This is a genomic window from Pseudomonas sp. ICMP 10191, assembly GCF_001467335.1.
In the GTDB taxonomy this organism is placed as follows: Bacteria; Pseudomonadota; Gammaproteobacteria; order Pseudomonadales; family Pseudomonadaceae; genus Aquipseudomonas; species Aquipseudomonas cerasi.
In genome coordinates, this window is sequence record NZ_LKGW01000124.1 from 176,892 (window position 1) to 189,551 (window position 12,660).

Genomic DNA, 12,660 nt, shown 5'->3' on the forward strand with positions numbered 1-12,660 from the left:
GAGGGGCTTAAACGCGGAATTGCCTGGTGAGACGGTTCAGGCTTGAAGCCAGGGTCGACAGTTCGGCAGTGGCGATGGCCGTCTGATTGGAACCCTCGGACGTCTGGCTGGACAGATCACGAATGCTGACCAGGCTTCTGTCTACTTCTCGAGCGACCTGAGCCTGTTCTTCAGCTGCGGTGGCAATCATCAGGTTACGTTCATTGATCTGGCTGATGGATTCGGTGATTTCGAGCAGCGCCTTGCCGGCACCATTGGCCATCTCCAGTGTCTTTTGGGCCTGAACGCTGGTCTGCTCCATTGCGCTGACAGCATTGCCGGTACCGGTCTGAATCGAGCCGACCATCTGTTCGATTTCACGGGTCGATTGCTGAGTACGATGCGCAAGTGCCCGGACTTCGTCCGCAACCACGGCAAAGCCCCGTCCGGCTTCACCTGCGCGGGCTGCTTCGATGGCCGCGTTGAGTGCCAGCAGGTTGGTCTGTTCGGCGATGGCCCGAATCACATCCAGCACCTTGCTGATATCCGTCGCCATGACGGCCAGGCCCTGTACCTCGGTGGACGTAATCTGCACCTTGGAAACCATCAGGTTGATCGCCGTGACGGTCTCATCGACCTGAGCGCGTCCGGCCATGGCGGCAGTGCTGGATTGCGAGGTCACCTCAGATGCCGATGCGGCATTACTGGCTACTTCTTCCACCGCCGCGCTCATCTCGTTAACGGCCGTGGCTGCCATTTCGATCTCGTTGGTCTGGCGCTGAATGGTGCGCGATGCGTCCTCCGTGACGGCATGCATTTCCTCGGAAGTGGCAGCCAGCTGGGTGGAGGAGTCGCCGATCAGGGTCAGGGCATTGCGCAGGTTGGCCTGCATGGTGGCAAGTGCGGCAATCAGTTTCGCCGCCTCATCAGTGCCATGCTGCGGAATATCCTTGCTCAGATCATTGGTGGCGATGCGTTGCGCGATACTCAACGAATCGCCAATCGGGCCAGTCAGGCTGCGGGTGTACATCCAGGCAAGGAGCAGCGTGGTAATGACGCCCACGGCGATGAAAATACCCACCACCCACAGCGTCTGCTGATAGGCAGTCTGAGCGGTATCACCGGCTTTCTCGGCTTTGGCGTCGTTGACGGTCCTGAGTTTCTTCAGTCCGGCTTCAACCTGATCGGCCGCGCTTTTCATTTCGCCATTGGAGGTTGCCACTGCAGCTTCCAGATTGCCGGCGGCCACCGAGGCCAGGTAGCGATCCTGTGCCACCTGATACCCGGCCTGTGCCTGGGACAATTCATCGAATGCCTGGCGTCCTTGCGGAGTCACGATCAATTTGCCGAGGGCGTCAAAATAGCCGGCGATCAGCGAACGAGACTGCTGGATATCGCTGAGCGCCTTGGTCTTTCGATCCTGCGGTTCAATCGGATTGCGCACTCGGGCGTTGTTGCCCCGAATACTGACAAACTCCCGATCAATCGACGCGATCTGTTTCACGCTCGGAAGCACATTGGTCTCGATGAATTTTTCCGCAGTATTGAGCTCGGCGGCCTGACGCAGGGCGAGCAAGCCCAAGGCAATGATCATCAGGCAGAACACGCCGAAACAGAGCGTCGAACGAGCGGCCAGGTTAAGTTTTCGCAGGATCATAAGTGTTTCTCCGAAGGCGTAATCAGGTATCGCCCTCATTCGGATTAACTTGGCCGTAAAAGAGTAACAAAGTGTTTCAGAAGGGTTGCAATATTGGCTTTTATCGAAACCGCTTGGTTCTGTTATGCGGACTCAACGTTTCTCCATACCCAACATGAAGGTATCCACCGCGCGTTCGACCATGGCGTGAATTTCTTCGATACTCAGCGGCATGGGCGCCTGCTGGTAAAGACGAATGTCGGTTTCGGCAGTCAATAGCGAGGTCAACTGCAATGCGGCGATGTGCGGATCGGTTTCACGCAACTGGCCTTTTCGCATCGCCAGAGCCATCAGTGAGCTGACTGTTTGCAAACACTGGCTGGGACCGGACTCGTAAAACATCATGCCGATGTCCGAGTGCCCTGACTGGGCCACTACCATGCGATAGACAGCCAGTGCCTTGTCGTCATTGATGAGCACCATGAGCATGCGTTCCCCGAAACGGGTAAACAGTGTTCTCAAATTGATCGGTTTGTCATCCTGGATCGCCAACTCTGAAACCGCGTCGGCCAGATGAGCGGTGGCGAGCCTGTTAACCACGGCGATGAACAGTTCTTCCTTGGAGGGGAAGTAACTGTAGATCGTCGCCTTGGAGCCACCCATTCGTTTGGTGACTTCATTCATCGAGGCACGCTCGTAGCCCATTTCGAGGAAGACACTTGCTGCGGCATCAATGATGGCTTCGCGGCGAGCTTCAGTACGGACCTTCATTCATATCCTCAATTCTCCAGTGGGCAGATTGTGTGCAAAATTCTCTAGACTGGAACTGAACCGTTCGGTACGATTTCAGCAGACTCCGTGGAGCTTACTGGAAAAGCAGGCGCAGATAAATGCCGATGGACTGCCCCCGGCCATTCGTTGCCCGAATCCATTCAAAGATGGAGTGAACAGTTCTATGACCATTATCGACTTCAACAAATCCGTCAAACGTGCTTTTCGTAGTAATACGGCAGCCGCTCCTCAGCTGGAAAAAATGCTGACCGTGATTCTGAAGACCGACGCTCCTGTGCTCATGGGGATTTGCAGTGACGGGCTGCGTAGCAACAGCAATGTAGTGGGCGGGGAATTTTACGGCGAAAACTTCAGCGGCTCGGTACTCTCCGGCGGTAGCAATACGCTGGTTGAGTTGTCATCCGAGCTTGCCTTTCTGGAAACCCGTTTCACGTTGGTCACCCAGTTGGGTGAAATGATCAACGTTGAAAGCAGGGGCGCTCTACTCGTTGACGAAGCGGGCCAGCACGACCTGCAGAACGGAGTATGGCCAATCAGCGAAGGTCATTATCAGTGCACCTGTACACCGCGCTTTCAGGTCTCTCTGGGTCCTAACGAGTGGCTGGAGAAGAGCGCATTCATCGGCAGGTTCGAATACCTGTATGGCAATGAAGCGCTGATCAGCTTTTACCGAATGAAGTTCTGATCAGTCCCTGCGAATGTCCGCGTAGCACGCCTGGGCAGGCCTGCTACGCGACAACCTTTTAAAACGTGACGCTGGCACTCAGGCGCGCGGTGCGCGGTTCACCCACGTTGACCTGCAACTGGCTGCCGGTGCTGGACGGGTAGTACTGCTTGTCGAACAGGTTATCCACATTCAACTGCAGGCGTGTTTTATAACCGGCCATGGGCACGTCCCAGCGCAGAAACGCATCCGCCACTGTGTAGCTGCTCATATAGAAGGTGTTGGCATCGTCGCCAGCACGTTCGCCCACATAGCGTGCGCCGCCACCTGCGTGCCATTCGCCCAGGCCGGACGGGACTTGCAGATGGTGGGTGAGGTACAGGCTGGCCGTATGCTTGGGGGCCTGGCTAAGACGATTGCCCTTGTTGCTTGGATCATCCAGCACTTCGGTGTGGGTGTAAGCGTAAGTACCGATCATGTCCCAGCGCTCGGCAATTCGACCGGTTACGTCCAGCTCGATGCCTTGTGAACCTACCTTGCCAGCGGCTTCGCTGACACCCGTCACGCCAGTAGGGGTGACGACGTTTTTCTTCTCGATATCGAACACCGCAAGGTTGAAGTCGAGTTCTGGTGCCAGTGCATATTTGGCCCCGACTTCGTAGCTGCGACCTTCTTCCGGGTCGAAGGTGGTGCCGTCATCGTTAACGTCATCATTGGGGACGAAGGAGCGGCTGTAGTTGCCGTACAGCGACAGGTCTTCATTGACCTTGAATACCAGGCCCGCCATCGGCAGGAATATATCGTCATTTTTGTCCAGGTTAGTGTTGCGGCTGGCGCCGAGGCCTTGGGCGATGTACTGGTCATAATGCTGATAGCGGCCGCCGAGGACCAGAATCCAGCGGTCATCGAGGTGCCAGTTGTCCTTGAGGTAAATGGACGATGAAGTCAGTTGATTGCTCAGGTTGCTGTTCGCTGCGCTGATCACGCTGGGCTCTGCCAGGCTGCCATAGCTGGGCGAAAAGATGTTGAAGCCGTTCTGGGCGGTGTTGCGATAGGTCTTGCCGCGGTACTTGTCGAAGTCTTCCTGCTCGGCACCGATCAGCAGATCATGTTGCTGGCCAAACAGCTCCTGCTTGCCGATGAAGTCCCAGCTGGCATAACGCGTTTCATAATCGTAGTGGCCGCCATTGGCCTGACGCCGTAGCACGCCGCTGCTGGACAGCGTACTCGGCTGGGCAATCGAGAGGCTGTAGCGGTCGTTGTTCCAGCCGTAGGTCAGACGGGTTTTCCAGTCATCGCTGAGCTGGTACTCGAAGCGCGCGGTTGCGGTTTCGCTGATGCCGACTGTATTGGACCATTTTTCATCCAGTCGCTTGTCGTAGCTGATATTGGCAGGATGACCGCCCGTGAATACCGTGCCACGATCGAACGGGCTCACGTAATCGTTGTATTCGTAAGCCAGCGTCAGGCTGGCGCGCTCCCCGGTCCAGGACAGCGACGGCGCGACCAGCGTGTGCTGGTCAACGCCGTAGTTACGCCAGTAGTCCTCGCTCTGACGCTCGGCCACCAAGCGGTAGGCCAGCCCCGAGTCGCCCAGCGGGCCGGTGGTGTCGATGCCGAAGCTGCCGCCGCCTTCGCTGTACGCCGAGCCACTGAGCGTGGTGCTTTGCACGTATTGCGGCTGTTTGCTGATCACGTTGATCACGCCACCCGGCTCCATGGCTCCGTACAGCAGCGAGGCCGGGCCTTTGAGCACTTCAACGCGTTCGGTGGTAGCGCCGAAATTTTTCGACACCACCGAGCGCACGCCGTCACGCAGCACCGAGCCATCATCGTTGGTGCCAAAGCCGCGCTTGACCAGCGAGTCCTTGGTGTTGCCAAGCGTGTTGCCCTGGCTGACGCCACTGACAAACTTCATGGCATCGTCCAGCGAGCGCACGTTGTAGTCGGCGATGGTCTGCGGTGTCACCACGTTGACCGACTGCGCTTCTTCCTTCAGCGGTACATCGCTCTTGCTCGCGGTGCTGGCGCTTTTGGCGCTGTAGCCTTCCTGTGTTTCGGTCGCGGTTGCCGACACCTGCGTGGCAGGCAGCGTTGCGGTTTCGGCTGCATGCACTGCGCCGCCGGAGAACATCGCCAGAGAAAGCGCGGACAGCAGAAAAGTGCCGGAACGGCGAGGGCATTGGAAGGAAGTGCTCAAGGGAGATGCTCTGCTAGGACGTTAATAGCAATAATTGTAATTTGATATTAATTCTCATGTAAATAAATGATTGAGGCGCCTGCCGGTTTCTTTCCCCCTGCAAACAGGGGGCGCACGGCTCAGGGCAGATTAGGTACATTGGCATCAATCCGCTTACCCATGCTGATAATGGGCTCAGGCGTATAGCCCAGGGTTTGATAGAAGGCCTGCACGCTTTCATTAAAGGTATGGATCTGCAGGTTGATCTTCACACAGCCAAGCTCCGTGAGCGCTTTTTCAGCGTGCCTGACCAGCCGGGTGCCCAGGCCTTTGCCACGCTGTTGGGGATCAACGGCAACCGAATACAGCCAGCCGCGATGACCGTCATAGCCGGCAAGGAGGGTCCCGACCACCTCGTCATCCGCTAGAGCGACGAAAAACAAATGGTCGTCGACAGCCCTTTTTTTGTCTATCGACAGGTCTGGGCGATTGTGCGGCTTTTCGTCATTGAAGACGGTCTTCCACAGTTGGATGACCGCGAGACGGTGATGCGGGTCTGAATACTCGACAATACAGTTCATTGCGGGGTCCTTTAGCCATGAATCCGAAGACTAAGGCCACGCGCCCTGCATTGTCTAACCGGCGGTCTTTGAGCCCTTGCGCTGTTTTGTCACCTGAGGCAACGATGCGGGTGTATCGAGCAGGGCGCGAATGGCCCGGCTGTAAGCGGGCTGCCCGAGCTGCATGCTGTTGTTATGCGTACCGCCAGGCACCAATAGCAGTTTCTTCGGTTCCTGCGCGGCCTCAAACAACTGTTCGCTGAAGCGGGCCGGGACATAGCGATCCTCGGTGCCATGCACGATCAGCACCGGCATATGGATGTCTGCAATCTTGTCCAGTGAGTCGAACTTCTGCGACAGCAGCCAGCGCACCGGCAGCGAGGTATTGGCCAGCGCGGTAGCCACATCGGCCAGGTTGGTGAACGTGGATTCTATGATCAGCCCGCGGGCCTGAATCGGCACATTGCCCTTTTCAGCGTCTTCGCCCAGCTCGGCAGCCAGATCTACTGCCACCGCACCGCCCAGAGAATGTCCATAAATCAGCCTGCGCTGCGGATCGGGTTGCAATTGCTTCAGGCGTTCCCAGGCGATGCGTGCGTCTTCATACACGGACTTCTCCGACGGCAGCTGGCCCATGCTTTGCCCGAAACCCCGGTAGTCGATCGCCAGTATCGAGTAACCCTGCGCCTTGAGTTGCTGGATACGGAACAGCTGGCCGGTGAGGTTCCATCGTGATCCATGCAGGTACAGCACCGCCGGGGCGTTCTTGTCCGCAGCGGGCCACCACCATGCGTGGATATTCTGTGAGTTACCGAATGCCGGTGTACTGAGTTCGATTTCCTGTACATCTGCCGGCAGACCGCTGTACCAGCTGGCGGTACCGGGCTCGATGCGAAATACCAGTTCGCGCTCCTTGTGTTCAAGCACTGCGCAGCCAACGGGCAGGCCAAGGATGACGGCTATCATGCTAATCCATCTGAGCGGACGGGCTTTGAAGCGAGCCAGAGGCGAAATCGACATAAGAAGGAGAGTCCGGTCAACAAAGTGAAATAAATGCAGAATCTGCATCCGGGATGCAAGACCAGCCGACGAACGCCGGGTTACAGGATATTGCGTACCTGCGCCGGAAGGATTGATAGACCGAGGCGAGTAAAACCGGTGGCTTCAATACCTTGCGCGATGTGGCCCGAAGGCAGCCTGGACAACGACGCTCATTAGCACGTTTTGTTATTGAGGTAGCCCTTATCGATAGCTGCGGATTATGCTGTGTCGGCGAGGGCGCTGTGTTTTTGTCATCTACCGCCGCCGGATTCGCCGATCTGCCTGCTGTATTCCCGCGCTTTCTTCAATTTCTTCAAGAGGTTACCGCCTATGTTCACCTACCGTCCCCTGGAAGAAAAAGACGTCCCCCTCATCTGCGAGATGCCGCAGAATGCCGATGAGCTGTTCTATATGTTCCCCAGGGCCACGTACCCGTTGACCGCCTCGCAACTCATCGAAGCGCTTGAGACGCGTCATGATTCGACTGTCATCGAGATGGATGGCGAAGTAGTAGGGTTTGCCAACTTTTCTCTCTGCACGTTTCGCGGCCGCTGTTCGCTGGGCAACGTCATCATCGCACCGAAAGCCCGCTCCAGAGGAGTAGGGCGCTTCATGATCACCACCATGATGGGGATTGCGTTCGACAAGCACGAGGCGAGTGAAATGATCGCGTCCTGCTACAACCACAACGTCCCGGGCCTGCTGTTCTATCCGCGGATGGGATTTCGTCCTTTCCACATCGAAGAAAAGCGCGACAAGCGTGGCGAGCGTGTTGCGCTGATTCACCTCCGGCTGTCCGGCACCGACGCAAAAGAGAACATGCAAGACACACAAGAGTAAGTTTTCGAGCGGGGCACGCAGGACTCTTTTAAAGGAGCGGGCGTGCCTTGCGAGCGCAGTAACCATTTCATGTTCAACCGTTCGTCGGTCTTTATTCCTTCCGTTCACGTGCCTTTTATACGCTGCGGTTCACGCCGAGTCCCATTCTGTTGAAGAACATGAGGGTGAATCGTTTTTTCTGTGGGAGCACTCAATAAGAAACCGCGTTAAAAGGATGATCGATATTCAGGTATGGAAGTTGCCTGAAGTGCAGCGCGCAGTGTATAACGGGTTTAAGCATCAAGTGAGTGGCGACGGATAATTGGCGGGCTGGCGCGGGCCGTTTTTAAAAAGTCATCAACAATAAAAATTATCAAAAATTTGTCACTGTCGGGACATGCTTACACACATAAGGAGATAAAGAGATGATCGCGAGTGGACTGTCCGAGTTAGAACTCAGAAGCATCGTTGAACGTGCGTTCCTGCCGTTACGCTGCACCTGCACGATTGCCAATGATCAGATGAACGTGCAGATAAGCGACCCGGTATCGGGGCGTACCCAGCGCCAGATGAATCTGCCGCTCAGCCGTATCAATACGGTTCGGGACATCTCGGCACTGGTGGCCGAGTTGCGCGAAGAACCGGTAATGCCCCGGGTGGCGAAAGCGTATTACAGCGCTGCCTGATACTGCTGCACCCCGCTGATGCCCCGGCATCACGTTACCTGGCCCTGATCATCGCTGATCGGGGCCTTGTCGTTTCTAAGAGCCGCTTTATCCACCGCATTCGGCGCAGGCAGAGAGGCTAGGCGGGTCTTCATGAACGCGAACCTTTGGTGGCGCAGAACCGCTTTATGCTCGTCAAATTAACAGCGTCGAAAGAATGCTGTTTTTAGCGCAGACTATAAAAAATAAGTTGAACGCATTGAATGCGTCAATGTCAGCCAGAACTGCTCTTTTGAAGGGTCATTCAACGATTAAACGATACAAGGTCATTCAAATCATCAGGTTATAAAGCGTTCCAGGCCATTGTCGCCGCTTGCAGCCCATTTGACACCCCCGATTTTCTTTGCAACTATTCAGTTGCCCGACTTATTTTGTAACGCATTGTCACTCTTTTCAGGCTGATAAAAGCGTTGTCTTAAAAAGGGCGGTAGCATGACGCCTTCTCCTGTCAGGTCTGAACATTGGGCCTGTGTCTGTTGTACCTAGTGTAATTTTTTGTGAAGAACACCTTCTCTAACCATGTCGTCTCATGGGCGCCGTGAATGAGCGCGTGTGTAGTGTGCTGCATGTGTTTCGCCTCGAATCGTGCAGGGACGCTGGTTCGCCTTATCAATCAGGTATTCGACATCCAGAACATCTGGACTGCACCCACGTATGAAAATGACGATGGAGCATCATTATGTTTGATAACTGTATGGAAACAGCCTGCGGTTGCGTGGTGGGAGGTGCCGGGCTCGCGGGCATGGGCTTTTTGTTCTACGCCCTGAAGAGCGGCGCGATGCCCGGGCTCGCTGCCAAAGGACTGATTGTCATTGATGCAAGCGACCAGCCCGGGGCGGGTGCGCTGGGAGATTACCGGATTACTGCCAACTCGGTAGGCGATGTATTCATCGATTGCCTTCGTGATCCGGCATTGCGCGAGGTGTTCGAACCCCTTGAGTACTCGGCAGCCTATTGGCGCATCAAGGCGCAGGCACAGAGCGCGCCACAGCTGTCGGATGTGGGCCTGCTCATGGCCGAGGCAGCCAGGCTGGTGCTGGACCACATCGTGCAACGTTATGGCGTAGAAGTATGGTCCGGCACGCGCCTTGATGAGGTGATTTGCGAGGGCGACGAGTTCTGTCTGCACGTTGACAGCGTGTACGGCAAAAGAAGCGTGCGCTGCCAGACGCTGGTACTCAACCTGGGCGGGCGCCAGGATCCACAACACCTGATCGATGATCTTGCCCGGCAAGGTCTGACGCTGCCGGACACCTGCACTATCCAGAGCGCTGACCGCTTGTTGCGCATGAACGCGGTGCAGTTACGCGAAGTATTTGCCCCGGCGCTGGCCGATAACGGGCGTATCACCATCGTCGGGGGATCTCACAGCGCTTTCTCGACGCTTGAGAATCTGGCGGATGCACTGGAGTTTGCTGGCTTGCAAGAACTGTCACTGGTTCACCGGAGCAGTATCAGGCTGTTTTACGAAAGTGCTGAACTGGCGCACGCAGCCGGCTACGCATTCGACGCGCAGCTTGATGTCTGTCCGGTTTCAGGTCGGATCAACCGTTCCGGAGGCTTGCGTTACCGTGCCCTGGAGATCGGGCGCGAAGCGCTGCAAAGTGGCCGCGTAGGCAAAACCGGCGTGCACGTGCAGATGGTGCAGACACTGGGCGGACGCCCCGATGAACACGAGCAGGCACGACGTGTCCTGGCTGACTCGACTGTGATCGTGCAGTGCTCTGGTTATCAGCCCGTGTTGCCCAGACTCAAGGATGCCGATGGCAACCTTGTCAGCTTGCGCGAGGCCAAGGGGGGACTCGACTCGGACGCTGGCGGCTGCCCGTTCGACCAGCACGGTCGTCGAATCAAGGGCCTGCATCTTTTCGGTCTGGGCGCCGGACTGGGCGTAGACCCGCAATTGGGCAGCGAACCCGCCTTCGACGGCCGGATATACGGCGTCTGGCAGTTTCATCATGATGCCAGCCGAGTGGTACTGGAGGCGGTCACGCGCAGACTCGCTCATCAACCTGTAGCTGCCGAGACGTTCATTTCGGAGGGGTTCCTGCAGGCGGCTTTAGGCCTTCAGGCCGGTTAGGCCGGTGCAGCAGAGAAGCGCAGAATGGCGGCCATAAAAAACGGCGTCCCAGGGACGCCGTACGGCCGGTCTGCCAATAAACGGCAGATCAGCATTGAATAAGGGGGTGGTGCGGGGATTATTGTGGGTCCTGGTTGGGAGCCAGTTCTGCCTGGATACGTTTGTAGATTTCTTCACGATGCACTGAAACATTTTTAGGTGCATTGATGCCCAGGCGGACTTGAAGCCCTTGAACGCCAAGAATCGTGACGGTGATCTCGTCACCGATGTTTATGCTTTCGCCTACTTTGCGAGTGAGTATCAACATAATCTTTTCCTTGATGGCCTCTTGAAAACGCCTCTCTCAAGAGGCTGGCGTTTGCCTTTGCGTGGTGATTGTTGCCGAGTGCATCCAAATGCATCCGTCTTATGACGTCGCACAGGTGAATTAAATTCCCTCGGTTCATTTTCTTGTCATCGAGATTTGCATCCCGGATACGACGAGTGCGCCAATTCTGCCCGTTTCGACGTGAAAATGCCCGTATTTACTGGCGTCATATAAAAAGTAACGTCAGCCGCTGCACCGTTCAGGGTCGTCATCGTCTCGGTCGACGGTGCTGCTCAAGCCATTTCGATATGAGTACAAGCGTAGGCACGACTTCACCAGATTGCCCGGGCTTTCTGAAAATTCAAATGAAAGTGGCGAACGAGTGTGTAGGAAGGGGCTGCAGATCACCGTAGTGTCCACGCTGATGCGGTGTATTGCGGGGGGCTGGGAAGGGTGATGCACAGGCGTGAGGCGGGGCCAGGCGTTCGCGGGCTGCAGCTCCCGCGAAGGCCTGGTCCGGGGTTTACACCGCCATCGACAACAGCATGATGAAAATCAGGCCGACGACCGAGAGGATGGTTTCCATCACTGTCCAGGTCTTGAAGGTCTCGGCAACGGTCATGTTGAAGTACTGCTTCACCAGCCAGAACCCGGCGTCATTGACGTGCGACAGGATCAACGAACCGGCACCGGTTGCCAGCACCAGCAGTTCGCGATTGACGCCTGGAATCAGGCCGACCACCGGCGCTACGATGCCGGCACCGGTAATGGTTGCCACCGTCGCCGAACCGGTTGCGATGCGGATGACCGCCGCTACCAGCCAGGCCAGCATGATCGGGTTGATCTGCGCCTGCACAGCCATGTGCCCGATCACGTCACCGACGCCACTGGCCACCAGCATCTGCTTGAAGCCACCGCCTGCGCCCACGATCAGCACGATTGCCGCCACCGGAGCGAGACTCTGGTCCAGCAGCTTCATGATCTTGCTGCGGTCAAACCCACGCGCGGCACCAAAGGTGTAGAACGCCAGCAACAGCGCGGCAAGCAGGGCGGTGATCGGGTGACCGATCAGATCCATCCAGATGCGGAACATGTTGTTTTCCGGCAATACCACGTCGGCCAAGGTCTTGAGCAGCATCAGGAAGACTGGCAGCAGGATGGTCACCAGCGTGATGCCGAAGCCTGGCAGGTTGTCAGTGCTCGACTCCTTGGCAATCTGGTCCATCAGTTCCTTGGACGGCGTACCGGGGATACTTTTGGAAATCCAGTTACCGAAGATCGGGCCAGCGATGATGGCGGTTGGCAGAGCAACGATCAGTCCGTAGAAAATGGTCTTGCCGATGTCTGCACCGAAGATGCCGATGGCCAGCAACGGACCCGGATGCGGTGGAACCAGACCGTGCACGGCTGACAGGCCTGCCAGCAGCGGAATGCCGATCTTCACGATGGGCACGCCGGTGCGTCGCGCGACAATGAACACCAGCGGTATCAGCAGGACAAAACCGATCTCGAAGAACAACGGGATGCCCACCAGGAAGGCAGAGAACATCATTGCCCAGTGCACTTTCTGCTTGCCGAAGGTGCGTATCAGCGTTTGCGCAATCTGGTCTGCGCCGCCCGAGTCGGCCATCAGCTTGCCGAGCATCGTGCCCAGGCCAAGGATGATACCGACGAAGCCCAGTACGCCACCGAAGCCGTCCTGGAAGGATTTCATGACTTTTTCGACCGGCATTCCCGAGGTCAGGCCAAGAAAGCCTGCCGCCAGGGTCAGCGCGACGAAAGGGTGCACCTTGAAGGTGGTGATCAGCAGCACCAGGCCGACGATGGTCACCAAGGCATCGACGAGCAGGAACGTCTCATGGGTCATACCGAACATGG

General features: G+C 56.7%; 11 protein-coding genes. 4 read left to right on the forward strand and 7 right to left on the reverse strand.

Features of this window, described 5'->3' with window-relative positions; translation table 11 throughout:
* Nucleotides 1–7 precede the first annotated feature (7 nt).
* Together AO388_RS19220 and AO388_RS19225 are read right to left on the reverse strand one after the other, a co-directional pair.
* On the reverse strand, nt 8–1,675 hold the full coding sequence (locus AO388_RS19220; protein WP_425226372.1) for a methyl-accepting chemotaxis protein: 1,668 nt from the start codon (nt 1,673–1,675) through the stop codon (nt 8–10).
* A 93-nt stretch (nt 1,676–1,768) separates the two neighbouring features.
* Complete coding sequence (locus AO388_RS19225) at nt 1,769–2,386, reverse strand: TetR/AcrR family transcriptional regulator (RefSeq protein ID WP_003370390.1); 618 nt, start codon at nt 2,384–2,386, stop codon at nt 1,769–1,771.
* A gap of 184 nt (nt 2,387–2,570) precedes the next feature.
* Between AO388_RS19225 and AO388_RS19230 the strand changes: the two genes are divergently transcribed.
* Complete coding sequence (locus AO388_RS19230) at nt 2,571–3,092, forward strand: DUF3237 domain-containing protein (RefSeq protein ID WP_003370392.1); 522 nt, start codon at nt 2,571–2,573, stop codon at nt 3,090–3,092.
* Nucleotides 3,093–3,150: 58 nt separating this feature from the next.
* Here the strand turns inward: AO388_RS19230 and AO388_RS19235 are convergent, their stop codons facing one another.
* The 3 genes from AO388_RS19235 to AO388_RS19245 all read right to left on the reverse strand — a co-directional run bounded on the left by AO388_RS19235 (nt 3,151) and on the right by AO388_RS19245 (nt 6,830).
* Nucleotides 3,151–5,271, reverse strand: coding sequence for a TonB-dependent siderophore receptor (locus AO388_RS19235; RefSeq protein WP_083515843.1), 2,121 nt, complete (start codon nt 5,269–5,271; stop codon nt 3,151–3,153).
* A gap of 119 nt (nt 5,272–5,390) precedes the next feature.
* On the reverse strand, nt 5,391–5,831 hold the full coding sequence (locus AO388_RS19240; RefSeq protein WP_058416931.1) for a GNAT family acetyltransferase: 441 nt from the start codon (nt 5,829–5,831) through the stop codon (nt 5,391–5,393).
* A 54-nt stretch (nt 5,832–5,885) separates the two neighbouring features.
* Nucleotides 5,886–6,830, reverse strand: a complete 945-nt coding sequence (locus tag AO388_RS19245; RefSeq protein ID WP_058416932.1) for an alpha/beta hydrolase — start codon at nt 6,828–6,830, stop codon at nt 5,886–5,888.
* Between the two features lie 351 nt (nt 6,831–7,181).
* Between AO388_RS19245 and AO388_RS19250 the strand changes: the two genes are divergently transcribed.
* The 3 genes from AO388_RS19250 (at nt 7,182) to AO388_RS19260 (ending at nt 10,475) form a co-directional block, all read left to right on the forward strand.
* Nucleotides 7,182–7,691: a GNAT family N-acetyltransferase gene (locus tag AO388_RS19250; protein WP_003370401.1), complete on the forward strand. Its 510-nt coding sequence runs from the start codon at nt 7,182–7,184 to the stop codon at nt 7,689–7,691.
* Nucleotides 7,692–8,095: 404 nt separating this feature from the next.
* Nucleotides 8,096–8,356 carry a DUF1652 domain-containing protein gene (locus AO388_RS19255; RefSeq protein ID WP_003370403.1) on the forward strand — a complete coding sequence of 87 codons (261 nt, stop codon included), beginning with the start codon at nt 8,096–8,098 and terminating at the stop codon, nt 8,354–8,356.
* Nucleotides 8,357–9,074: 718 nt separating this feature from the next.
* Nucleotides 9,075–10,475, forward strand: a complete 1,401-nt coding sequence (locus tag AO388_RS19260; RefSeq protein WP_058416933.1) for a pyridine nucleotide-disulfide oxidoreductase — start codon at nt 9,075–9,077, stop codon at nt 10,473–10,475.
* Nucleotides 10,476–10,593: 118 nt separating this feature from the next.
* On the opposite strand, the gene csrA is transcribed toward AO388_RS19260, so the two are convergent.
* Together csrA and AO388_RS19270 are read right to left on the reverse strand one after the other, a co-directional pair.
* Nucleotides 10,594–10,782 (reverse strand): carbon storage regulator CsrA, encoded by a 189-nt coding sequence (csrA, locus tag AO388_RS19265; RefSeq protein ID WP_002554157.1) that lies wholly within the window; start codon nt 10,780–10,782, stop codon nt 10,594–10,596.
* A gap of 523 nt (nt 10,783–11,305) precedes the next feature.
* The gene (locus AO388_RS19270; protein WP_003436276.1) at nt 11,306–12,658 is read right to left on the reverse strand and encodes a GntP family permease; all 1,353 of its coding nucleotides are present in this window, start codon (nt 12,656–12,658) and stop codon (nt 11,306–11,308) included.
* Nucleotides 12,659–12,660: the final 2 nt, after the last annotated feature.